Below are 24,392 nucleotides of genomic sequence, written 5' to 3' on the forward strand. Positions count from 1 at the left end.
GGCGTTGCGTTTTCCTTCACCGTCGATTAGATTCTGGTGTAACTGGGTCCACGTCCTGGTAGCTGTTTCATAGCGATTGATCACCAGATCACCTCTCCCTGAAGCTCCGTTCCGGTAAAGAAAAAGGAGGTTGCCATCGGCCAGTTTGTAGAACTCCGGATAGGTGACACTCTGCTCCACCTTTCCCGTCATGGACATCTTCTCCGTTAGTTCCAGGGAGCCGGGAGCCAGGCTTCGGCAATAGCGCAGCACATGACCATGATGGTCCCAGGACATGTGCAGATAGCCGTCTCCGTCTACCATGATACTGATGGAATTATGGGCATCTGCGGCATTGCCTTTATGCTGGGTCGGCCGGATCTCCCAGTGGCTTTCACCTACACGACGTTTACCCAGTACCACTCTCCTATCTTTATCGTAATAGGCGATGAACTGCGTATCTTGCCACGTGACCAGGGAATTTTTGCGAAAGATCACCGCGTTCACCGAGTTGTTTGCCCATCCTTCGCCAACGTAGCTGAGCTTGACCCGTTCCAGGGAACCCGGCGTCTGCGCGGAAGCTGCCAGCCCGCAGCTAAAGACTAAAATAAAACCCAGACCAGGACGGCGTATCAGAGCGCCCCGTTTGAGGCTACTTAGAAGCCCCCTGAGACGCTTTTCATCAAAGAGCCTGTCAATATACCGGAAGCGCCTCGTTGCGACTAGCAGCGCCTTAAAATGATTCGGTTTGTTTTTAAAGTTTAAATTTGTGGTCTGATCAGTCCTCATTACCTCTTTTTAGTATTTCACTATTCAAAAACCATCACGAAGCCGCCAGCTGGTTTCAGCTTTACGCTTGTAGTGCGCGATGGTACAATATCAGCCTGCGAAAACGAAAATTCTTCTTTTCCGTCAGTGATCATCTTTCCTTTTCCCGGAATAAAAGAAAGATCAAGGGTCAGTTCCTTTTCGGTACCCTCTCCGTTGATGCCGGCTACATACCACTTGTTTCCCGACTTTCGCGCGATCACCGCACGCTTACCGGGAAAGCCATCTATAAAGCGAATATCGTCCCATGTAGAAGGAAGGCTCCTCAGGTGTTGCTTGACGTAATCCGGCACATGCGCCATACCTTCAGGGGTTTCTGCCATGTGCTGGATCCCTGAGGTAAACAATATGGGAAGCGCCAACTCGAATCCGTTGCTGGTTTTTCGCTTGATGTTGGGGATCTTGTGGAGCACCATTGGAGTGTAGTCCATGGGGTCAAACACGTTCCGGGTGAACGGAATGGTGGTGCAATGCGCCGGCTGCATATCTTCTGTTACCTGGGCGAATGTGCGGAATTCCATTCCTTTGACCGACTCCATCGTCATCAGGTTCGGGTAGGTAACCTGCAGTCCACGCGGTAAAGTTGCACCATGGAAGTTCACGAGTATTTTGTGATCGGCTGCGTCGCGGAGAATGTCCTGATAATATTGCATGAACGATTGACCGTCTCCGCCGAAGAAATCGATCTTGACTCCCTTGATTCCCATCTTCTGAAGCCTGGCGAATTCTGCGCGGCGACTTTCGCGCGTCAGCATCTGGTTGCGTGGCGTGTAAGGAGTGCTGTTCCAGGCACCGGCGGAGTTGTACCAAAGGATCAGTCCCACCTTCTTTGACTGAGCATATTCCGAGAGCTCAGCGATCTTTTCATAACCGATACGCTTATCCCATTCCGCATCTACCAGGCAGTACTCCCAGTTCATATCGGCAGCATAGTCAACGAAGCGCTTCTGCACATGGTAGACGGTAGAGTCGTCTTTCATGAGCACCCAGCTCCAGGCAGACTTTCCGGGTTTAATGTAGGAGAGATCACGTTCAGCCGTAGGTTTGGCCAGGTCTGTGCCCAGTGTGGACTCTGTGATGGTCTTGAGGCTGCCCAGGGCAATGATGCGCCAGGGAGTGTACCAGGGCAATTTGGACTCCGGCAACAAAGCAGCCTGAGGAGAAAACACTTCGGGCGACTGGGGGAAACCGATACTATACTCACCGGCAGGAGAATCAGGCTTCAGGCGGGTACCTGCGTAATTCCCCTCAGAGGCCGACTCCGTAATGAGCACCCATGTATCGCCGTTCTGAAACAGCGCGGGAAATACCCACCCAGCACGGATAGGTGACTTTGTGCCGACAGAAATTCCCTGCTCATAGTTTTCTTCGTAAGAGGGGTTCGACCGCTCCCAGCCTGTCTGCGCATCGGCCATTGGCTGCAGCCAGCCTCTGGCTCTTTCAGGAAAGTTGAAAGAAGTAAGCTCGTTGGTGATCTTCTTCAGGTCTGCAGACTGACCGGGGAAGTAATACCGGAATGCTACGCCATCATCCGACACCCGGAATATCATGTCAAGGGCTTTGCCCGCACTGTTGCTAAGATGGAAGACTTGCTGGTGAGCGGAGTATCTGTTGACGCGGCGCTTACCGACGAGCGTCTCATACTGTCCCGCTATACCCTCGAGGCCCGATACAGATAACAGCCTCAGGTTTCTCGAATAATCGCCGTCTGCTCTCACGAGGCCGAGCTTGGATGGCTCGAGCACCTGTACATTATTCCGGGATATGGCATAACTCGGTTCGCCGCTGACACTGACATTAAAGGTCAGGACGATCTTCTCGTTGGGGCTTGCTATCTTAAAACTTTTAACCTGCGCTACCGCTGAGGAGCCGGCAAATAGCAGCAGAAAGAAACAGGATTTCTTTAGGTCTCTAATCATCATGAACTGGTTTATTTAAATTCTAATTAGCCTGCACTTGCGGCCAGCCCCGCTTATCCCATTGCAACATCTTAATCTGCAGCTTGGGCCTGCCGTTATCCTTCGCATCGTAGCCGTGATAGATCAGATAGTCGGCACCATCGAAATGGCAAACAGCATTGTGTCCTACGCCGTGCCACTCATCGTTACCGGCCATCAGAAGCGTTCCTCCGGCTGTCTTCATGTCGCGCCCTTCTTTGTCCAGATAGGGTCCGGTTACATCGCGGGAGCGACCTACTATCATCTTGTACGTGCTGTTCGCTCCCTTGCAACAGTAATCAATGGAGGCGAACAAGTAATAATAGCTATTTTTCTTAAAAATAAAGGGGGCTTCTATCGCATTGCCACCAGCGTCAGGGGGATTATTGTCGACCGCCGGAGGATTAGCCTGCTGGTTGGGATTTGTTTTTCTGCTGGCGATGGTTTGCAGGTGTATGGTGTCGCCCAGAACCTGCAGCCGGTCATTACTGAGTTTCACCAGCTTAAGCCCATCCCAAAAGGAGCCGAAGGAAAGGTATGGATTGTTTTTTTTGTCTGTGATAAGATTGGGGTCTATGGCATTCCAGTTGGTTATGCCCGGATACGACTGAATGATTTTTCCTTTGTCTGTCCACTTATAATCGGAGCTTTCCGGATTGAGTGTTTTATTCACCGCGAGCCCGATGGCGGAGGTATTCTTCCCGAAGGCCGAGATCGAGTAATAGAGGTAATACTGACCATTCCAATAACTGATGTCGGGTGCCCAGATATGGTTTTTAAACCCCGGCACCGCTGCCACCGCCCAGGGAGGGGCTTCTTCGAAGACTTGCTTTTCTCTCCTCCAGTTCTTCATGTCGGCAGATGACCATACGGCTATTCCCCGTCCTGTGCAGAACAGGTAATACCGGTTTCCTTCTTTGATCATGACGGGGTCGTGGACAGAGATATCGGTTTCGAGTCCCTGCCCTCTGGAGGTGAGACCCGAAACGAGATAGATGAACAGAATCAGGATCTGCTTCTTCATGATATTTAGATTTTTACCTTGACCATATTGACCGAATACGGGCTCAGGTCGAGGTTTATCCGCTTGTTCTTTATAGAGATCGGAGAGACCTTCGGACTGATCGTATCGGGTGCTTCAAATGAATTTACGGCTTCCAGGTCGGCACTGCTTATCACAGTAAGGGAGCCTTTACCCTGCACCTTATTCGCTCCATCGATCAGAAAAGCACCGCTCTGCCTCTTGCCTGTTGAATTAACAACTTTCAGGATCAGCTCGTTGGTTTTGCGGTCTATGGTAGCGGATGCATAGTATCCTTCCTGTCCCGAAACGGCTTTATTGTCCAACAGCACCGGAACAACGTGGGTACCCTTGTTTAGCGAGAATAGCTTCTGCACCTGATAGTTAGCGGTCCCGTAAGAGCGAAGGTTGTCTACCCAGATCAGGTCAGGAGTCCATTGCCAGCCTTCGGCATGTGCGAAAAGAGGCGCGTAAGATGCCATCACCACGACATCGGCGTTGCGCTCCAGGCCAGTCATAAAAGCGGCTTCCGACATGGCGCAGTGCCAGTTATTTTTGTTATCGGGACTTGCTATGCGTACACTTTGAGCGGCATATTCGCCGGCGAATACTTTTGGCCCCTGGCGATCATAGCTATCGTACCGCCCGGCGTTATCGAGAAACCACTGAGGGGCGCGATAATAGTGCTCGTCGATAATATCGACGTTCATGGCTCTCAGCTCCTTGTCGAGATAGTCGAAACGGTCGCCGCTCGGATCAGTACCTGAGCTGTTCACAATTTTGATGCCGGGGTATTTATCGTTGATCGCTTTGGTGAACACCTTCAGCCGTTCGATATACTGCGGGCCCCAGTTTTCGTTCCCTACACCGATCATGGTCATATTAAAGGGTTCAGGATGCCCCATTTCAGCACGCTTCTTTCCCCAGGGAGATGAGGCAGGCCCGTTAGCGAACTCAATGAGATCCAGGGCATCCTGGATATAGGGCTGCAGCTCGTCGAGAGGAACTACCTCCGCGGTATTGAACTGGCAGGCCATACCTGCGTTCAAGATAGGCAAGGGAGATGCACCTATATCTTCGCAAAGCTGGAAATATTCGAAGAAGCCAAGACCGAAGGACTGGAAGTAATCGGGTGCAAGCCGGTGTTTGAACTCTACATTCCAGCGGTTGATGATCAGCTCGCGGTCTTCAGGCTTTCCAATGGTCTTTTTCCATTGAAAGCGTTCATCAAGCGTACGTCCTTCAACGATACATCCTCCGGGAAACCGAAAGAACCCGGGTTTCATATCAGCGAGCAGCTGTACCATGTCGGCACGCAAACCGCCTTTTCTCCCCTTCCAGGTATCTTTTGGAAATAAAGAGATCATGTCCAGATCCATGCCGCCCTTCTCGGTCAGCACGACATTGAGGCTTGCTTTCGGAACCGTCGCACTCGCTACGAAAGACGCAGTGTACTTTGCCCAGTCTGTGCTGGCCGGCTTCACTGATGTGGAGCCGATCACAGTACCTTTCTCGTCGACCAGCTCAACAAGGAGGCTGCCTGAGCGGCCTTCGTGCTGCCTTGCCAGAACCGAGAAGTCGTATTGCATGCCCTGCTTGATACCCATCCCTTTAAATCCTTCGTTGGCCAGACCGTAGCGGCCGGATTCAGATTTTAACTGAACATACCGCCTGTTCGCAGGATTGGCATTGCCACGGTTCTGGTAGAGGGCACTGCCTTCCGCATCCTTATCTTTAATTTCTTTCCAACCCATTCCGGCAACATCGAACTCAAAAGACCTGTTCTTCACCAGTTCGGCGTAAAGACCACCGTCTGCACCCTGGTTAATATCCTCGAAGAACAGCCCCCACATGGTGGGTGCAACTTCCGCTTTTATTTCGTTTGCTTTGATTGTGAAAACCTTTGGAGTCTGGGCACTTCCGGTAGTCACCGCACAGGTGGCAAGGACTGCCGCTAAAGCGAGCAGTCCTGTGCATTTATTTGCCTTTGAAATCATATTTATCTATTTCAGTGTTAACTCGACAACGGAGAGCGGAGGAAGCTCTGCTCTCAACTGGTTACCGTTCTTTTTCGCCCCTTTGAACTGGGCGGCGACGATTTTATTAGGGTTATCAAAGGAGTTATAGTCGTTGAATTTAGGAGATGTAACGATACGTCCGGTTACACCTGACCATTTCAAGCCATTCAAGGCCGTGTTAATGTTGATTTTCTTTTTCGGGTCGAGGTTCACCAGGGTGATATGCACCACGCCGTTTGAATCGATAGAAGCGGACGCATTGACTGCAGGAATTCTGTTTCCAGCTACTTCATAATCGGGGCTCTTAAAGTTGAGAGGGATCAGTTTGGCATCCATGTGAACTTTGTACAAGTCGAAAACATGGTAGGTAGGTGTAAGCAGCATTTTTTCCTTCTCGGTCAGGATCAGTGCCTGCAAAACATTTACTGTTTGAGCTAGACTAGCCACCTTTACCCTTTCGGCGTGATTGTTGAAAATATTCAATGTAGATCCTGCTATCAGTGCGTCGCGCATGGTATTTTGCTGATATAGAAATCCAGGGTTTGTTCCGGGCTCTACGTCAGTCCATACCCCCCACTCGTCGACCACAAGGGCAACCTTCTTCTGAGGATCATATTTATCCATCACTTCGGAGTGTTTCTTCACGAGGCTGTCCATCGCCAGTCCATTTTTCATCGTCTGGAAATATTCCTTTTCGTCAAATACGGTAGCGGAACCTTTCTTACCCCAGTTGCCCGTAGGCAGTGTATAGTAATGCAGGGATACGCCCCACATGTCGCGGATCGGGATGTTTTTCATGAGCACCTCCGTCCAGTTTACGTCCCATGAGTTTGCCCCGCTGACAATTTTCTTCAGTGGCGCACCCGGATAGTCACGCGCATACGTAGCATATCTTTTGTACAGGTCGGCGTAGTACTCAGGAGTCATGTTACCACCGCAGCCCCAGCTTTCGTTACCAACACCCCAGAAAGCTACTTTCCATGGTTTTTCCCGGCCGTTTTCTTTTCTAAGGTTAGCCATCGGACTTATGCCGTCGAAATTCAGGTACTCTACCCATTTGGCCATCTCCTCTACTGTTCCGCTGCCGACGTTTCCGGCAATGTAAGGCTCACATTCGAGCAGGGCACAGAGTTCCAGGAATTCATGCGTACCGAAGCTGTTGTCTTCAACGACGCCGCCCCAGTTGGTGTTGACCATTTTAGGACGCTGTTCGCGCGGGCCTATACCGTCTCGCCAATGGTATTCATCAGCAAAGCAGCCTCCCGGCCATCGGAGGTTGGGGACTTTGATCTTCTTGAGCGCATCGACGATATCGAGACGGATACGGTCTTTTTTCGGAACATTCATTGCGGGGTCAACCCAGAACCCGTCGTAGATACAGCGCCCCAGGTGCTCGGAAAAGTGACCGTAGATGTCTTTGCTGATAACCGTTTTTGCACTCGCTGTGTTGACGTCGATCGTCACAGCTGTTTGTGCGTTTACGCTCAGGTTTACGCCAAGAAAGGCGATCAGAAGTGATAGTGAGGTTTTTTTCATTGGAATTTAATTGGACCCGGAACTTCAATGAGTAAGGCAGGGCGATTTGGATTCATAAAATTTGTTAGTTAGCCAGACTAAGGTAAATAAAAATATAGAAGCGTCAAGTAAACAATTAATTAGGGGAACACACCGGATATTGCAGATTGGTTCTGCTATATCCGGTGTGTGATTGGATACTACCTGAGAGCAATCTTCTCTGCTGGGGAATAAGCGAGTTCTGCAACTCCCGCGGTCTTTACTCCGACTCGGACGTATACCGCATCAAGATTAGCCAGAGCTGCGGGAACTGTTACGTTCATTATGACTGGCTGAGCGATATTGGGTATGGCAGAAGCTTCTGTTATAGTTATCGCATTCTGGTTTACGTCATCTACCAATGCTGTTCTGAAAACATACAATCTGACGGATTCAAGCGGATTGGCTGTACTTACCGTTTGAAGGTTGGCGGTCGCTGTGATGGTTGTTCCGTTTCGTTGATAAGTTGCACTTCTCACGAAAGTATAGGGTGTAACCGGAACATCAACAACAGTATTGCCACGGACCTGAACGTCTATTGAATCGGCATTATTGATCCAGGGACCGACGCCATTCTGTCGCGTCAACTTATAGTCTCCGTCAAACAAGCGCGCCGAAAAAGATCCATCCTGATTAACATAAACAGGGATCTTCGAGAAGAAGGCATAGCCGCGCTGCCACAATTCCAGTTGCACACCATTAGACCTTAAACCGATAGGCTGGCCCTCATAAACAACTCTTCCAGAGAGCATAGATTGCGGTTCGTCGTAATTATCTTTCGCGCATCCTATGCTACCTACCGCCACCATGAACAATAGGATATATAAATATGGCTTAATTTTCATTGTCTGACTAGTTAAATGGATTAGGAACAATTTTAGGATTGCTGTTAATTACCCCTTGATCAATGGAGGAATAGTAATTGAAGATCTGAAAGAAACGGGGTGATCCGAATTTGGGAGCACGCATTTTTACAAATACATACTTTCCGTCCCGGGCAGGATCGCCAGGCCGCACAACGCGATAAGGATACAGCGCATAGACGACATCGCTAGGATTGTTTGCATTTCCATTCCAAACCTTGTCTGCTTGTCTCCATCGCTTGAGATCCCATACACGATGATCTTCAAAAGCCAGCTCATTTCTCCTGTCGTTTCTTATCCTGTCTAAGGTGATTGTTGCTGTAGTGAGGCTATTTGCTGGAAAGCCGGCTCTTTCACGGATTGCATTGGCGTAAGTCAAAGCCTCGTTACTCAGTCCAAGCTCAAACGCTGCTTCTGCTGCATTCAGATAAACTTCGCCAAGACGAAACCATACCCACCAGACATCGCTCTGGATACCGCGCGTTGAGGCTCCGCCATTAGCGTCCACATATTTACGCAGGTAAAAACCGGTATTGGAGACCTCCTGAATGGAACGGTGAGGACCCGAGGCAGCGATTAGCGGCTTTCCATCCGTATAGTTTGTACCCAGATCTGGTCCTTCTATTGTCTGATACGAACCCGACCCGGCGTCCCACCTCATCACTCCGGCCTGCATATCGACCGTCAAACCACGAAAAGGGGCTCCGGGGTAAATAACGGTACCGTAAAGACGAGCGTCTTTGTTAGCGAAAATATCTGTTGTATTATCGTAGTAGATATAATCCGTATTAGCGGCATTCCGGGTCCTTAAGATTCCCGGGCTTCCATCGAGATATTCGTAGTTCTCCACCAGGTTTAACGAGGGAACGATACTCGAAGAACTCAGGTTATCTTCACGGATACCTCTCGCGATGTTCTCATAAGTAAAGAAGTGTTTTTTTGCCTTTGAGCTTAAAAAGTCTCTTACAAAAATCACTTCCGGATTATTGGTCTTTTTGACAACCGCCTCGTAGAAATTCTCGCCAAGATTAGGGTTGTTTTTATATAGCGAATAGGGACCAGCTATGACCTCTTTAGAAGCATCCAGTGATTTCTGCAGGTACTCCGCAGCTCTGGATGCAGGAATGCCGACTTCACCACCGGGAGTAACAACATTGGGTGTCAGCAAGGCGTTGTATTTTGCGATGGTTCCGGCATAAAGCATCGCACGGCTCTTAAGAGCCATGCAAGTATATTTATTGGCTCTACCAGTGCTACCTTCGTTTGCTATATCATTTTTTATTGCGTCGAGCTCTGCAGCTACAAAATCATAGACCTCGGCCTCCTTAGCACGAGGCTGCTGCAGATAGGTAGGATCGCCGCTGAAATCGTAGAGCAACTGCGTTGTAATGAGAGGAACACCTCCCATCCTCTTAACCATTTCGAAATACAGATAGGCCCGAATAAATCGGAACTCCGCTTTAAGCTGTGTCCTCTGGGCCTCGTTCAGTGTAGCGGAACCAAACTTGTCTACGTTTTCGATCGCGAGATTGAGATCCCTGACAAAACCATAGTCATATAACCGCCATCGCGTGGCCGGGTAGGATACGATATTGTTTCGAAATTCATCGTTCGAGCTACCAGACCACATAGCATCATCATAATCTGCCATATTCCTCCATTGAGAACCTGCCTGATCATTGAGGCCCATGTCTGTAGGAAGGCGGTTATAGTAGTTTGCTAATAAGCCAACAATAAGCTTCGGGTCCTCCCAAAGTTGTTCGTCTGTTACTATAGTTGTTGGCTCCCTCTCTAAGTAATCCTTTTCACATGAAGTTATACTCAGGGTGAGCACCAGGCAAAGAGCCAAATATTTTGATATATTTTTCATAATCGTAATGGTCTTAAAGTGTTAGATTAAAGCCAAACGTATAGATCTTCTGCTGCGGATAGATCAGTCCATTAGTGGCGGAGATTTCGGGATCTATTTCATAGTCTTTCACATTATCAAAAGAGAACAGGTTAGAACCATTTACATAAATCCTCAGAGCGGAGATGTTCACTTTTTGAATCAGTGCTTTTGGAAATGTATACCCTAACTCGAGGTTTTTCAGCCGGAAATAATTGATATTGGTAGTCCAGAAATCGTTGCGGGTACTGCCGCTCAGCGGACTTCTAAAAATCGAAAGTTCTGTATTATCCTTTCTTAAAGCAGGATAGGTGCCTGATATCCAGGCGCTGTTCGGATCATAAGGATCCGCCCTATGCCATCTGTCTTCAAGCATATACGCCGGTGAGTTTCCATTATTCTGGAATGGATACTTCAGTTCCCAGTCCCTGAAATAAGTCTGCATACCAGCTCCCATAAAATCAAATGCCAGAGAGAAGCCTTTGAAGCTGACTCTTCCGTTTACTCCATAATTGAAGTATGGCAAAGTACCTTCGGCATAACCAATAGGTTTGATGTCCATTCCGTTAATAATTCCGTCTCCGTTTAAGTCTTCATAAATAAGGTCCCCCGGCAGCAAAGTTCTGTTTCCTTGTCCGTCAATGTTAACGGGGTGATCATTAATCTCTTGTTCAGACTGGAACCTGCCTACTATGTGGTGTCCCCAGTTAACGTTTTGCCAACGATCGGTCCTGTCATTCCGATATTCGTCGTATGAATTACCGAAACGTGGCTTATAGATATAATTATCTTTCGTTCTTCCGAGTGTTGCGTTACCGCCTATGGAAAACTCTACCTGTCCAACTTTGCTGCTGTAGGTAATAAAGCCGTCTAAACCCTGAGTAATATCCGAGTTCAAATTCTCTTCCGGCAACCCGTAGCCAACCTCTGTAGGCAAAACAACATCATACCTTGCTGCAGGAAATCCTGAACGTTTACGTCTGAAGACATCAAACTGGCCCGTGAAATTTCTAAACACTGTAAAATCAATACCTATGTTAGTCATCTCGTTGGTTAGCCACGATATGTTGGTTGTCGGTAAACCTCTTGGTGCTACTCCATTGTAGAAAGTACCGTCAAAAACTGCGTTACCTGCATTTACATTATATCCCCCGAGGTAAGCAAAAGGTGATGGAGAATAGTAATTTCCGTTTACATCCTGAAGAGAGGTACCGGTTTCACCGTAAGACACTCTTAGCTTAAAGTCATTTACACTTTCTTTAAAAATCTTCTTGAAGAAGCTCTCTTCGGAAAGGCGCCAACCTAAGGAGATTCCTGGAAAGAACCCGAACCGGTTTCCTGAGTTATAGAGAAAAGATCCGTCGTATCTAGCTACCGCTTCCAATAGGTACCTCTTTTTATAATCGTAATTAAGACGCATGGCGTATCCTTCGAAAGCCTCTTCGTAATGGGTGTCGCCAATGTAATCGAGGTCAGCGAATACCTGAGTAGGAATAATATTGTTCGGAGGAACGGAGTGCAAAGCCAGGTAGTCGTTAGTTGCTTCTTTACGTTCAAATGCAACCAGCGCTGCTATAGAGTGCTCCTTGATTTGTTTGCTATAGTTCAGCTGGAACTGAGCAAACTTTGCTATTACGTTCCTCTTATGCCGCTCTCTCCAGGGATTTTGATTTCCATAGAGAGCACCGTTAGGCGCCCTGTCATTATATGTGCCTGTGACGGGATCGTAAATATAGGCAGGGTAGGTGTATTCAAAACCTTCAAAATCTTCGTTGCTGTAATCGTAAGAATACAGGCCCTTAGCCGATAAGCCGAATCCAAAGTCGTATTGCGCGTTGAACTTTGCACTGCCCCCCCTCGTAATGTTGTCAATGTAACCAGTCACGTCGTCACGATAAGTGGCGGGATTTACATTTACATTGTGTGTCTGATTAATATATGCCGGATTATTATTAGCATAGGGTGTTTCAGTTGGCCACATACTGCCGATACTAAGCAGCGGGTTAAAAAAGTCATCCAAGCCCGGTACACCTACGTTATGTCGGTCTTCGATTCTTCCGCTGATCTGAGCGCCTACTGTGAGGCCTTTTAGTATGGTACTCGAGATATTGGCCTGCAGATTGGTTCTGTTAAAATTGAAGTCCTTTATAGTAGCATCCTGATTCAGATGACCTAAAGACAAATAATATGTAGAATTCTCGGTTCCGCCTGAAGCGTTTGCTGTTACGTAATATTGCGGAACGTTTGGACGCACTACGAAATCATAGTAATCGTTGTTCTGATATCCAGGCTCCGTGCCAGCTTCCCACTTAGCCAGTTCTTCGGGTGAATAAAGGTCAGCGGGATTACGTCCGAGGTTTTGTTCTGACTCCAGACGTCCGCGTACATATTGACCCGCATTCCCGGGTCTTGGGAAGCGAGTAAAATTCTGAAAACCGTAATACCCAGAAACCCCTAACGTTGGTTTATCGCCCTTCCTTCCCTTTTTTGTAGTAACGAGAACTACACCATTACCTGCAGCTAATCCGTAGATAGAAGCTGATGCATCTTTCAAAACGGTGATACTTTCGATGTCGTCTATCCCTAACTGGTTGAAGGCATTCACCCCGGAAATTCCTGTATTGTAACCGAAGGCATCGGTACCATTGCTGGTACTATAGGCTACACCATCGATTACATATAGCGGGTTACCCAGGTTACGGATCTGAAGACTTGCTCCGTTACCCGGGCGAGCATCTGATGTACGTGCTGTCACGCCGGGAATCTTGCCAACCAGTGCACTTGTTGCCGCGACTGCAGGTGTACGCACAATGTCTGCTGCCTGAATATTGCTGATGGCACCGGATATAGTCGCTTTCTTTTGGGTACCGTAAGCTACCACGACGACCTCTTCCAGGGCCTCACTGCCTGCGGCGGCCATCTGGACATTGATAACCGTCTGACTGCCGACGACTATTTCCCGGTTCTGGTAGCCAATATAGCGGAAGACGAGCGTTGCGGATGCGTTGGGTACGCTCAGCGTATATCGCCCGTTGGCATCAGTTTGCGTGCCACCTTTGACGTTCTTTACGGTTACGGTTACACCGATCAGGGGTTGATTGCTCTCATCGGTCACTCGTCCCGATACATTGGTTTGAGCAAATGCAGCTGATGACAGGAGAAAGAACATCATCATCAGTGATAATTTCGATTGCAGTTTTGGGTACCAATGTTCACCCATAACACGGATGCCAGCAGGCTGGCATACCCTTAGTAATTTTCTTTGCATAGGTTCTTTTGATTAGTTTGGAGTTTGTACATTTTGAAGAATTGGCTAATTTTTAAAATGTGTACAGCTTGACTTTAATTCATGTGGTTTGATCTCATAGGGGTTTGATTAAAAATGATTAAGCGTTACTATTTTACAGGGAAGAGTGCCTCAATAAACCAGGACGGATTGATTGCCATAGGCGGTTTGAATTTGGTTTTTTCAATTGGTAGTTATAAACTAATATACTAAATATTAATCAGGTATTTGAGCAATGTTTTTACCTCAAAAAAATAAAATGTCAGCAAAACAATTATTTGAAGAAGGCATACGATAGAATTAATTTCTTAAATGATATTACCTCACAAATAGAAGTAATATCATTTTAAGAAATCACATAATATGTTTCATAATTTCGACATTTCGTATCAAAATGAGGTTCCTTTCTTAAAAGCTACAGGCCATTGTAATATAAGGGAGAGCAGTCTCCCTTATATTACAATGGCCTGTATAAGGATGCGGTGTGCAGGAGACTAGTCCTTATCCCATTCGTCGGCGTTCTTTATCCCCAGCTTCCTGGCACTAAAAACAGGATCAACACCAAGCTTCTTCTGTGCTGCATAATCTTTAAGGGCCAGCATCGCAGGTTTACGAAGGAGAAAGATCGCGACGATATTTAACCATGCCATGATACCGACGCCTATGTCGCCTACCGCCCATGCAAGTTCGGCGGTCCGTATTGAGCCGTAAAAGACGGCAAAAATGATCACGACACGTAGTACCCATACTATCCATTTGCCTTTCTCCTTTTTATCAAGGTAGCTAAGGTTCGTTTCTGCGATATAGTAATAAGCAATTATGGTTGTAAATGCGAAGAAGAAAAGCGAGATAGCGACGAATCCCGCGCCGAGTGCAGGGAAATAGGTATCCACAGCACGTTGGGTAAACTCAGGACCAACCGGAACCCCAGGCATGTTTTCGGCGAGGAATCCCCCTGCGGGATTCACCACATTGTATTGCCCGGTAAACAGGATCATAAAGGCGGTAGCTGTGCATACGAAAAGCGTATCTATATAGACGGAAAATCCCTGAACCAAACCTTGTTTTACCGGATGCGTAACTTCAGCGGCAGCAGCAGCATGGGGGGCTGTTCCCTGCCCGGCCTCATTGGAGTAGATTCCACGCTTTACGCCCCAGGAAACAGCTAGTCCGAAGATTCCTGCAAATGCCGGCTCGAGGTCAAACGCAGACCGAAAGATCAATCCGAACATTGCAGGCACCTCTGTGATGTTCATACAGATGATAACAACAGCCATAAGGATATATGCGGCCGCCATAAAAGGGACTACAATTTCAGCCACTTTGCCAATCCTTCTGACTCCTCCGCAGATGATCAGGGCGAGCAGAACGGCTATGCCTACCCCCGTCACTGCAGGCGAAATGTCAAAAGCTGTATGGATACTTGTGGCGATGCTGTTGCTCTGCACGCCCGGAAGTAAAAGAGCTGTACTGAGAATAGTGGCTACAGCAAAAAGCGCAGCATACCATTTCATTCCCAGGCCCTTCTCAATATAGAATGCGGGGCCGCCCCTGTATTGGCCGTCTTTGACCTGTTTATAGATTTGCCCTAATGTGGCCTCAATAAAAGCAGAGGCGCTTCCGAGAAAAGCAATTGTCCACATCCAAAAGATGGCACCAGGCCCTCCCATGGCGATCGCCGTGGCCACACCCGTGATATTACCTGTTCCCACTCTTCCCGCTATAGCTATACTGAACGCCTGAAAGGAACTTACTCCTTTGTCTGATGCCTGACCGTTGAATAACAAACCAACCATATCGCGCAGAAATCTAACTTGCAAGAACCGTGTTATGACAGAAAAGTAAACTCCTGCACCGAGACATAAGATAATGAGAGCGTCGCTCCAAACAACGCTGTTGATTTTGTTAATCAGTTCGTTCATATATTTTTCTAAGAGGGGACAGACTACCTATAGTCCATTTTCCTTTAAAGAAAGGAAAATATCACAACAAATTGGGGGTATCAATACCATTTTGAGCAAAAAAACTTCGAAAAAGACTAAAATATATACATCAACGACACAAGAGCACCAAAAAAAGCCACGATTCGATAGCTGATTATGTAAAAAGGCAGCACTTTTAGGGTGCTGCCAGTAGTTAGATAAATGACAAGATCTGAAACGTTTCGGATTAAATCTTTCGTCTCAGGGTTTTTGCCCTTCATGGATGCCTTCAGCGAATTCTTCGCACATCTTTTTGTTGAATGCGGGAAGATCTTCTGGCGTACGACTGGTGACAAGGCCATTGTCGACTACCACCTCGAGATTCTGCCAGTTAGCACCTGCATTAATCAGATCGGTTTTAATAGATGGATATGAGGTGATATCCCGGCCGCGGACGACGTTGGCGTTGATCAGCGCTTGAGGTCCGTGGCATATCGCCGCCACGGGTTTTCCGGCTTCAAAAAATTCGCTTATAAAACGGATTGCCTGATCATTCATCCTCAACTGGTCAGGATTAAAGACACCTCCTGGCAAGACGAGGCCGTCATAGTCGCTGGCACTTACTTCGGAAACATGTCTATCCACCGGAATTTCAATTGACCAGTCATGATCTTTCATGGCTTTTACCTTCTCCTTCTGAGGAGACACTATATGAACGGTTGCACCGGCATCCTTTAAAGCCTGCATTGGACTGGTCAGTTCGACCTCTTCAAAGCCATTCTCTGTTAGAATGGCGATCTGACGATTACTTAGTGTTTTCATATGTCTTCATTTGGCATTAGTTTGGCAATAATCTGCACCTATTAATTACAGCATTACCGTTATAATGTTTAAACTGATTGAGATACGAAGGGACGCTAAATAAAAAAAGCCATCCCGGAGGATAGCTTTACTATTAAATTCGTTTTCTTGGTCTTTTACCGCCAACACGCTCACCGGGTCTGGTAACCTTTTGATAGACCTTGGGCCTCGCCTTATATTCTATTTTCCGGGCAGCCGGTTTTGGTGCAGGTTTTTCTTTTTTGCGGTCATCTGCGTAGGTGACGCTGATGACATCCTGGTCGATACTTGCTTCATGTAAACTTTGAAGTGCAATACTGGCTTCTTCTTCATTAGGCATGTTCACAAAACCGAACCGTCTGCTTATGCCTGTGTGTTTGTCCCTCACAATATTAACAGAATCAACTGTTCCAAATTGCTCGAAGATGTCTTTTAATTCTATTTCTTCTAAATCGCGGGGAAATCCGCCTGCAAATAACTTAACCATTACTTATGTGTGTATGCGATGATGGGGTCTAGTCTCGTTTATACTGAAGAACAATGATGATTGTTACAACTAATAATACTTTTTCAAAAATAATATAATATTTATCAAGAAACGCTCCAACCCGGCCTTATATTGTCAAGTTTAACTTAAAAGATCAATCTTTTACAATATCAATGTCTACATAATGCTTGCAAAAGATGGATTGGCTACCTTTGCGTCATTAAGAAGAAAAAGAACATCCTTTATGCATGCGTTAAAAAGAACTGCTATTGTAGCCGTATTTATTCTGTACTCCTTTTGCGCAAAATCTCAGCATGTCGGTGACATACCGCTAATGACTAAGACATGGGAACTGATTGCTGACCGTACTTACAAGCTGAACAGCAAAAAAGTTTGGGCTGCGTCCTTTCCAACGGCGCTAAAAGCTCTCGAAAATAAGGTTTTGGAGTTTCCAGGGTATATTATACCGGTGAAAGCCGGCATGAATCATTCTTTATTCATGCTGTCGGTCTTACCTACAGATCAATGTCAGTTTTGCGGAGAGGGCGATGTTCCGGCGATGATCGAGGTACATTCAAAAAAACCTGTGCGCTATAGTGACAAACCCGTTAAGATAAAGGGAAAACTTGTACTAAATGAGACGGGGGATTATCGGTCAGAACTGTTTCTGATGGATGCAGAACTTGTAAAATAACAAGAGGCGGTTAAGCTCTTTGCTTCAACCACCTCTTGATTTAATTAATCTGAACTAATTACTTGCTCAGGTTGAATCCGTAAGCTACACGTAAAGCAACTTGCTTTGCGCTGCTGTATTTCGTATAGTCTTCATATCTAATACCAAGATCTAAACCGTTACCGAATCCCCAACCTATGGCTGGTGCCCATACGAAAGAAGTTTCAGCTCCGTCTTTGGTTCCAAATCCAGCACCTACTTCACCGCCTGCATAAAAGTTAGGGGTTAGGAAAACTTTAATACCAGCTTTTAATGGGATAATACCAAGGTCAGATCCATTGTAATCATCCTTCAAGAAAAAATTGGTATAACCTGTTGTCAGGGTTGCAGACACAGGACCTACGAAGTCTTTCTGCAATTTTACATCACCTCCAAGCACTAGTCCGAAAGGATTATCAGTAGCTGCACCAGCACTTACGCCTACACCTAATCTCCAGGCTTGAGAATCCTGCGCATTCGAATTTGTAGAAAATAACAAAGTGCCTAAAGCAAAAGCTGCCGCTGTGAATAGTTTAAATGACTTTTTCATATTTTTAAATTAATGTATGTATGCCATTCAGGTCAATTTGCATGCCAAACTGCGGATCTTGTCATGCATGGGATTTGAGGTTTTCGGAAAACATTCATAATAAGCACTTTCCTAGAAGATAAGTTTGTGTTTGGATGTCAGGCTCCCGTTGTTTATAAATTAAATATATGTTGGCAGGGTTATACAGACTGTAGTCCCATTGACTGATCAGCCATCATCTTGCAAATCTCCTTCTGTATGGATACACCTCCATCTTCATCGTACCAGCTGTTCACTTTCCTGATAAGCGCTGTAAAGTCGTTCTCATACTCCGCTTTCCACACTTCCATCTGATCCTGAAGTGCCTGGGGCCTGGGTCCCCAGCTCGTTAAGAAATTTAAAGATTCATCTAACACAACGAGCTTCGGAATAGACTTCCCCCCATTAGTTAGGTGCGCATTCATCAGCTCGGGATTTTCATCCCGGAAGACCAAACGCAGATCTATTTTATCGGGGAATTGTGCCGCTATTGCGGCTATAACAGGTATGCTGCTTGCAGCATCGCCACACCAACCTTCTGTAAGAACCAACCAGGTCACGGGCTTAGCATCCTTGAGTATATTCAGCACGTCCGGGATAAGCCTCAGGCTCTGATCAATGGCGGTCATCCTGCCTTCGTTTTTAGCTGTATATTTTAACAGTTTTCGGACGCTCTCCTGAGCTGAATCCTGTTCGGCAAGCTGATTTACAATCTTTTTCCTGTAAGCAGCATAGGTCAATCCCTGATTTATCAGATCGTGTGTATACTTAAACGCCATTTTACTTCTTTTCGACAAACTTAGCCATTGCGAAGCAGTAATTTTTACATTTGGAAAAACGTTCCAATGATATGACGAAACGGTATACGGTGAGTATTCTTGGCTGCGGCTGGTTTGGTTACCCTCTTGCAAAACAACTGGTAGATGCAGGGCATCAGGTGAAAGGTTCCACCACTACAACGGGCAAATTAGCAGATATCCGATCGGCTGGTATAGAAGCCCATCTCTTTAGCCTGGACCAGGACGGGGATGCCGGCGACTTTTTCCAGAGTGAGATCTTGATCCTTGGCATTCCTCCTAAGTTGAGAACCGGTAGCGGAGACGACTATGCAGGTAAGATCAGGCGACTAACAGAACTTTTGCGGGGCACTCCCGTGAAGCAGGTTATTTTCATCAGCTCGACCTCCGTATTTTCAGAGACCAACAGCGTCCTTACCGAAAAGGATGTTCCCTCTCCTGAAACATCATCGGGTAGAGCAATTCTCGCTGCAGAAAGCTGCCTGCAAGATTGCAGTTTCTTCCAAACAACCGTAATACGTTTTTCAGGACTAATCGGGCCTGGCCGGGATCCGGGAAGATTTTTCGCTGGCAAAACCGATATTCCTAACGGACAAGCACCTGTCAATCTGATTCACCTGGACGATTGCCTGCGAATCACGACGGCGATTTTGGAGAGACGGGCATTTGGCCATATCTTCCATGCAGTCACTCCGCAACATCCGCAAAAACAGGTCTTTTATTCTAAAGCATCTCAGGCATCAGGTTATAAGGTTCCTGACTTTGTCGATGAACTGATCAGCTGGAAAATAATAGAGAGTGTAAATGTTCCAAAACTCTTGAATTACGAATTTAGCAGGAGTTTTTTTTAATAAATGGTAATATCCACGGTACAGATTATACAAATCCATGAAAGCTAACTACTTTTGCGGAGATATTAACAGCATATGATAAATAAGACAAAATTCTTAACTGCAGCGCTCGCATTCGGCCTTTGTACCAGCCAATATGCATTTACTCAAACAAGCACTATGAATCCTTTTTTTAAAGAATATACCACCCCTCATCAGGTCCCGCCTTTTGACCGTATACAGAACGAGCATTTTAAGCCGGCAATATTAGAGGGCATCAAGCAGCATGAGGCGGAAATAAACGCGATTGCGAACCGCTCATCGAAGCCTACCTTTGAAAATACCATTGTGGCGATGGATAAGTCGGGAGCACTATTAACGCGTGTGAGCTCGGTATTCTACAATCTGAATTCTGCAAATACCAATGAAGAGATACAGAAGACAGCACGGGAAATCTCTCCGGCCATGGCCGCACATAGCGATAACATCATTCTCAATCAGAAGTTATTTGCGAGAGTAAAAAATCTATGGGACAACAGAGCGTCACTGAAACTAAATTCTGAACAGGCTAAGCTTTTGGAGAAAACTCATAAGTCTTTTATCCGCAGCGGGGCCAATCTGAGCGATGCCGACAAAGATAAGCTTAGAAAGATCAATTCGGAACTGTCGCTCTTAAGTTTAAAATTCGGTCAGAACTTATTGGCTGAGACAAATAACTACAGTTTGGTGGTCGACAAGAAAGAGGATCTGGCAGGTTTGCCTGCCGAACTGATCTCAGCGGCTGCAGAGGAGGCTAAGACCAAAGGAAAAAAAGGAAAGTGGGTCTTTACTTTGCAGAACCCGAGTGTAATGCCCTTCCTTCAGTATGCCGATAAGCGTGAGTTGAGAAAGCAGATTTGGGAAGCTTATACACTAAGAGGGGACCAGAACAATGAGTTCGATAACAAGGAAGTTGTAAATTCTATAGTCAACCTGCGGAGAGAAAAGGCACAGCTGCTTGGATATAAAGACCACGCCAGTTATGTATTGGAGGAGACCATGGCTAAAAATCCCGAGAACGCATATAAGCTGCTGAACCAGCTTTGGAAGCCGGCTTTAAGTGTTGCAGAGCGGGAGGCATTCGATATTCAGAAAATGATTGACGCATCAGGTGAGAAATTCAAGCTGGCGCCTTACGACTGGAGATATTATGCCGAAAAAGTACGTAAGGACCGTTTCGATCTGGATGAGCAGGAGCTAAAGCCGTATTTCAGCCTGGAAAAAGTACGTGAGGGCGTATTCACGGTGACCAGGAAGTTATACGGTTTGCAGTTTAAAGAGATAACCAACGTGCCTAAATATCATGAAGAAGTTGCAGCGTATGAGGTGACAGAAGCGAATGGGAAGTTGGTGGGAGTTCTCTATACAGATTTCTTTCCGAGAGCTTCTAAACGGGGTGGTGCATGGATGACATCTTACAGCTCGCAAAAGATGGAAAAAGGAAAACGGATAGCACCTGTTATTTCGATTGTATGTAATTTTTCCAAACCTACTGGTGATGCACCGGCATTGCTGACTTTCGATGAGGTAACTACCTTTTTTCACGAATTCGGGCACGCACTGCACGGTTTGCTTTCAAACGTAAATTATGAGAGCCTGGCGGGCACAGCAGTATCGCGTGACTTTGTCGAGCTGCCTTCACAGATCATGGAAAACTGGGCAGCCGAACCAGAGGTGTTGAAGATGTTCGCTAAGCACTACAAAACGAATGAGGTGATTCCGGATGCTTTGATTGACAAGCTGCAGAACGCAGGGACATTTGACCAGGGATTTGCTACAACTGAATATTTGGCGGCCTCTTTGCTGGATCTGGACTATCATACACAAACAAACGAATTGAAGGACAACATTGGAGCATTTGAAGCGGCTTCAATGAAAAAGGTTGGGCTTAGCGATGAGATCATTCCACGGTATAAAAGCACCTATTTCAGCCATATTTTTGCGGGGGGATATTCCGCTGGATATTATAGCTACATCTGGTCTGGGGTTTTGGATACCGATGCATTTTCTGCTTTTAAAGAAACCGGCGATTTGTTCAATCAGGAGAAAGCAATGAGCTTCCGAAAGAATGTTCTGGAAAAAGGAGGAACTGAAGATCCGATGGTGCTCTACAAGCGATTCAGAGGTGCCGAGCCGGGCATAAAAGCTTTATTGAAAAAAAGAGGCCTTGATATTCAGCCAGATAAGAAGCCTATTTAAAATAAACTTCAAAATTCATCTAATTTTCATGTTGCTGCTTGTTCTTTGATTAAAAGCAAGCGCAACATGAAAAAGATAACATTAACTCTCGCCATTCTATTTACACTGATCACCGCAGGAACTGTAAAAGCACAGGTTAGTGTAAATGTTAATATCGGACAGCCAGCCTATTATTATATGCCGGATGTAGGTGCCTATTACCATACTACTGAAAGGGTCTACTATTATCAGGATAGAGGACGCTGGGTACACCGGTCACATCTCCCTGGCAGGTACAGAAATTACAATGTCTATAATGTCAGGCATATTGAGGTTCACGAACCACGGCCCTATTTAAGGCATCATTATTACAGAGACAGATACTCTCGCTCTGATCGCTCAAGGTACTCTTATCATAAGAGCCCCCGAAAAGAATCAAGACATCATAAAAGCAATCACGGCAGAGGCAATGGACGTGGACGTGGCCATGGGAACCATAGATAATCAAGGCTGGGAGACAGGGAACAGCAACTTAAAGGTTGTTCCTCTATCCGGCTCTGACTCCACTCCGATCTCGATTCGGTGGTAATCCGCAATAGTCTTGCTGATTGCTAACCCGAGACCGTAGCCCCCTGAGGACCGCTGAACATGCACTTTTTTAAATCGGTTAAAAATCAGGGGGATATCAGCTGATGAGATACCTATACCGGTATCGCTGATCATCAGTTCATAGCGATGTTCCGGGGTGTATCCATCCGTAATCCGGATGGATCCCTTTGGAACGTTGTATTTTATGGCATTGTTGAGCAGGTTGTATATCAATTGAAAAAGGAGGTCCCTATTGGACGGCTGAAAGATAAATGATTCGTTCAACCTGAGCTCCACCTGAATCTCCTTTCCCTGTATCCTATCTTCAATCTCTGTTACAACCTCCAATACCAGCGCTTTTATATCAACCTCTTCTTTCATCAGGTACTGGTCATTCTCTATCCTGGATATCATCAGAAGAGAATGAACTATCCTGCTAAGACGACTTACCGTTGTCATGAGCTCTGTTAGCTTTTGCAGGTTATCTTCACTGACGTCTTCCTGGATCATCATATTCTCAATCTTACTTTTGAGGATACTAATAGGCGTCATCAGCTCGTGTGAGGCATTCGCAGTGAACTCCCTTTCTTTTTCAAAAGCTTCCCTTATCTGGTCCATTAAGCTGATTAGCGAACTATCCAGGTATTTGAAGTCGGTCGTACTTGTCTCTACCGGCTTAGCTGTATTCTTAAACGGGAAGGACTGTTTTACCAGTTTAGACTTGATAATAAGCTGCAGGGGACGAAGGAGGTATCTGGTATATAACAAATCGATTATTGAGGATAAAATAATCAATCCGATCAAGACATACAGCGCTATCCGCTGCAAGGGTTTGTTGTACTCATTAATGGAAGTAAGCTTCTTGCCGATCTCGAGCAGATAGGTTTTTCCCTTCTCCTGAAATGTATAGCTTAGTACCCTGTAGACTAACGTATCTTGTTCAACAAGACGCCTGCTTGTCTCAATAGTATCCAATCGGATGTCGGGCGAGGCTTCGAGAGAAATATATTCTTCTTTCAGCATGGTATAACTTCCATAACTATCATCACCTTCGAGATAATAGTTAACACCGTTCCATGCAACTGACTTCATCACGGCCTCCTTCTGTTTCTTTAAGTGGTAGTTAGTGTATTCTGAAGCTACCTTCTCGACGATAAAAGGCAAAATTATAATAAACAGCAACACAATACCCAATTTGGATAACGTGATAGAAAGGGTCAATTTATTGAGCAGCTTCACGCCTGTTTCCTTATTTTGTAACCCACGCCCCTGATGGTCTCCAGCCATTCTGTGCTGGCAAAGGCACCAAGCTTTTTACGAACATTCTTAACGTGAACATCGATATAGTTTGAGTCGTTATCGTCTTCGATAAAATTGCCCCAGATATGCTCACTTAGCTGCATCCGGGTAAGCGGACGGTTTTTGTGAAGAAGAAGATAGCTTAACAAATCAAATTCTTTCCTTGAAAGTTCAATCTCTGTTTCCTGATGATGTATAGTCCTTTTCTGGATATCCACAACAAACTCCCCGATAGATACTTCGGAATTGCTTAATCGGTATTTTCTACGGGCGATGGCCTGCATTCTGGAGTGAAGCTCAGGCAGGGAAAAGGGTTTTGACAAGTAATCATCAGCTCCGAGATCTAGTCCGGCTATCCGGTCTTCTGTCTTGCCGCGGGCAGTAAGAATGATGTAAGCTGCTTCAGGATTGAGCTTCTTTGCTTCAAGCAGCAGTTTGAGTCCATCCATATCGGGGAGACCAAGGTCCAACAGGATAAAATCATACTGATTGGATGACATATGCTGCAGGGATGATTGCGCAGTATGCGCCAGATCACATAAATAAAATGACTTTTTCAGGAACAGCTCTATTTCAAAAGCCAGGGTCTTTTCGTCCTCTACTAATAATACCTTCAAATCATTGTCAGTTAACTATCGGCGACCTTTACCTTTGACCGGTTCAGGCTTATCTTGCTTCCGGGATTTCGGAACCTCTTTGACCGGTTTCGCCGAACTACCGCCTTTTTGCGTTCGTTCAGATTTTCCCTTACTCCCTCC

Annotated in this window: 19 protein-coding genes; 4 read left to right on the forward strand and 15 right to left on the reverse strand. The window is 46.2% G+C overall.

The window, feature by feature from the left end:
* From ACKI5J_RS06435 to ACKI5J_RS06485, 11 genes are all read right to left on the reverse strand, one after another.
* Nucleotides 1-768: BNR repeat-containing protein (locus ACKI5J_RS06435; RefSeq protein WP_407427693.1), on the reverse strand; the 768-nt coding region annotated here is incomplete at its 3' end.
* Between the two features lie 20 nt (nucleotides 769-788).
* Complete coding sequence (locus ACKI5J_RS06440) at nucleotides 789-2,729, reverse strand: glycoside hydrolase family 97 catalytic domain-containing protein (protein WP_407427695.1); 1,941 nt, start codon at nucleotides 2,727-2,729, stop codon at nucleotides 789-791.
* A 19-nt stretch (nucleotides 2,730-2,748) separates the two neighbouring features.
* Nucleotides 2,749-3,768 (reverse strand): arabinan endo-1,5-alpha-L-arabinosidase, encoded by a 1,020-nt coding sequence (locus ACKI5J_RS06445; protein WP_407427697.1) that lies wholly within the window; start codon nucleotides 3,766-3,768, stop codon nucleotides 2,749-2,751.
* Between the two features lie 5 nt (nucleotides 3,769-3,773).
* Nucleotides 3,774-5,762: an alpha-L-arabinofuranosidase C-terminal domain-containing protein gene (locus ACKI5J_RS06450; RefSeq protein ID WP_407427699.1), complete on the reverse strand. Its 1,989-nt coding sequence runs from the start codon at nucleotides 5,760-5,762 to the stop codon at nucleotides 3,774-3,776.
* Nucleotides 5,763-5,768: 6 nt separating this feature from the next.
* Nucleotides 5,769-7,319 (reverse strand): alpha-N-arabinofuranosidase, encoded by a 1,551-nt coding sequence (locus ACKI5J_RS06455; protein WP_407427701.1) that lies wholly within the window; start codon nucleotides 7,317-7,319, stop codon nucleotides 5,769-5,771.
* Nucleotides 7,320-7,498: 179 nt separating this feature from the next.
* Nucleotides 7,499-8,182, reverse strand: coding sequence for a DUF3823 domain-containing protein (locus tag ACKI5J_RS06460; protein WP_407427703.1), 684 nt, complete (start codon nucleotides 8,180-8,182; stop codon nucleotides 7,499-7,501).
* 7 nt (nucleotides 8,183-8,189) lie between these two features.
* Nucleotides 8,190-10,070: a RagB/SusD family nutrient uptake outer membrane protein gene (locus ACKI5J_RS06465; RefSeq protein ID WP_407427705.1), complete on the reverse strand. Its 1,881-nt coding sequence runs from the start codon at nucleotides 10,068-10,070 to the stop codon at nucleotides 8,190-8,192.
* Nucleotides 10,071-10,083: 13 nt separating this feature from the next.
* Entirely contained in the window at nucleotides 10,084-13,356 is a 3,273-nt protein-coding gene (locus ACKI5J_RS06470; protein WP_407427707.1) for a SusC/RagA family TonB-linked outer membrane protein, read from the reverse strand.
* Nucleotides 13,357-13,868: 512 nt separating this feature from the next.
* Nucleotides 13,869-15,296: an alanine/glycine:cation symporter family protein gene (locus ACKI5J_RS06475; protein WP_407427709.1), complete on the reverse strand. Its 1,428-nt coding sequence runs from the start codon at nucleotides 15,294-15,296 to the stop codon at nucleotides 13,869-13,871.
* Nucleotides 15,297-15,557: 261 nt separating this feature from the next.
* Nucleotides 15,558-16,118, reverse strand: coding sequence for a type 1 glutamine amidotransferase domain-containing protein (locus ACKI5J_RS06480; RefSeq protein ID WP_407427711.1), 561 nt, complete (start codon nucleotides 16,116-16,118; stop codon nucleotides 15,558-15,560).
* A gap of 133 nt (nucleotides 16,119-16,251) precedes the next feature.
* A complete protein-coding gene (locus ACKI5J_RS06485) occupies nucleotides 16,252-16,623 on the reverse strand; it encodes an RNA recognition motif domain-containing protein (protein ID WP_407427713.1) in 372 nt (123 codons plus the stop codon).
* A gap of 184 nt (nucleotides 16,624-16,807) precedes the next feature.
* Between ACKI5J_RS06485 and ACKI5J_RS06490 the strand changes: the two genes are divergently transcribed.
* Nucleotides 16,808-17,317: a hypothetical protein gene (locus ACKI5J_RS06490; RefSeq protein WP_407427715.1), complete on the forward strand. Its 510-nt coding sequence runs from the start codon at nucleotides 16,808-16,810 to the stop codon at nucleotides 17,315-17,317.
* 58 nt (nucleotides 17,318-17,375) lie between these two features.
* Here ACKI5J_RS06490 and ACKI5J_RS06495 read toward each other — a convergent pair whose 3' ends face one another.
* Both ACKI5J_RS06495 and ACKI5J_RS06500 read right to left on the reverse strand, forming a co-directional pair.
* Nucleotides 17,376-17,885: a hypothetical protein gene (locus ACKI5J_RS06495; RefSeq protein ID WP_407427717.1), complete on the reverse strand. Its 510-nt coding sequence runs from the start codon at nucleotides 17,883-17,885 to the stop codon at nucleotides 17,376-17,378.
* 179 nt (nucleotides 17,886-18,064) lie between these two features.
* On the reverse strand, nucleotides 18,065-18,682 hold the full coding sequence (locus ACKI5J_RS06500) for a thioredoxin family protein (RefSeq protein ID WP_407427719.1): 618 nt from the start codon (nucleotides 18,680-18,682) through the stop codon (nucleotides 18,065-18,067).
* Between the two features lie 71 nt (nucleotides 18,683-18,753).
* Between ACKI5J_RS06500 and ACKI5J_RS06505 the strand changes: the two genes are divergently transcribed.
* The 3 genes from ACKI5J_RS06505 to ACKI5J_RS06515 all read left to right on the forward strand — a co-directional run bounded on the left by ACKI5J_RS06505 (nucleotide 18,754) and on the right by ACKI5J_RS06515 (nucleotide 22,251).
* Nucleotides 18,754-19,551, forward strand: a complete 798-nt coding sequence (locus ACKI5J_RS06505) for an SDR family oxidoreductase (RefSeq protein ID WP_407427721.1) — start codon at nucleotides 18,754-18,756, stop codon at nucleotides 19,549-19,551.
* Nucleotides 19,552-19,710: 159 nt separating this feature from the next.
* Nucleotides 19,711-21,768: a M3 family metallopeptidase gene (locus tag ACKI5J_RS06510; RefSeq protein ID WP_407427723.1), complete on the forward strand. Its 2,058-nt coding sequence runs from the start codon at nucleotides 19,711-19,713 to the stop codon at nucleotides 21,766-21,768.
* A 66-nt stretch (nucleotides 21,769-21,834) separates the two neighbouring features.
* A complete protein-coding gene (locus ACKI5J_RS06515) occupies nucleotides 21,835-22,251 on the forward strand; it encodes a hypothetical protein (protein ID WP_407427725.1) in 417 nt (138 codons plus the stop codon).
* Here the strand turns inward: ACKI5J_RS06515 and ACKI5J_RS06520 are convergent, their stop codons facing one another.
* Both ACKI5J_RS06520 and ACKI5J_RS06525 read right to left on the reverse strand, forming a co-directional pair.
* Complete coding sequence (locus ACKI5J_RS06520) at nucleotides 22,252-23,622, reverse strand: sensor histidine kinase (protein ID WP_407427727.1); 1,371 nt, start codon at nucleotides 23,620-23,622, stop codon at nucleotides 22,252-22,254.
* Nucleotides 23,571-24,251: a response regulator transcription factor gene (locus ACKI5J_RS06525; protein WP_407427729.1), complete on the reverse strand. Its 681-nt coding sequence runs from the start codon at nucleotides 24,249-24,251 to the stop codon at nucleotides 23,571-23,573. The genes ACKI5J_RS06520 and ACKI5J_RS06525 overlap by 52 nt, the downstream gene beginning before the upstream one ends.
* Nucleotides 24,252-24,392: the final 141 nt, after the last annotated feature.

The sequence above is a fragment of the Arcticibacter sp. genome (genome assembly GCF_045629565.1).
Classification (GTDB): Bacteria; Bacteroidota; Bacteroidia; order Sphingobacteriales; family Sphingobacteriaceae; genus Arcticibacter.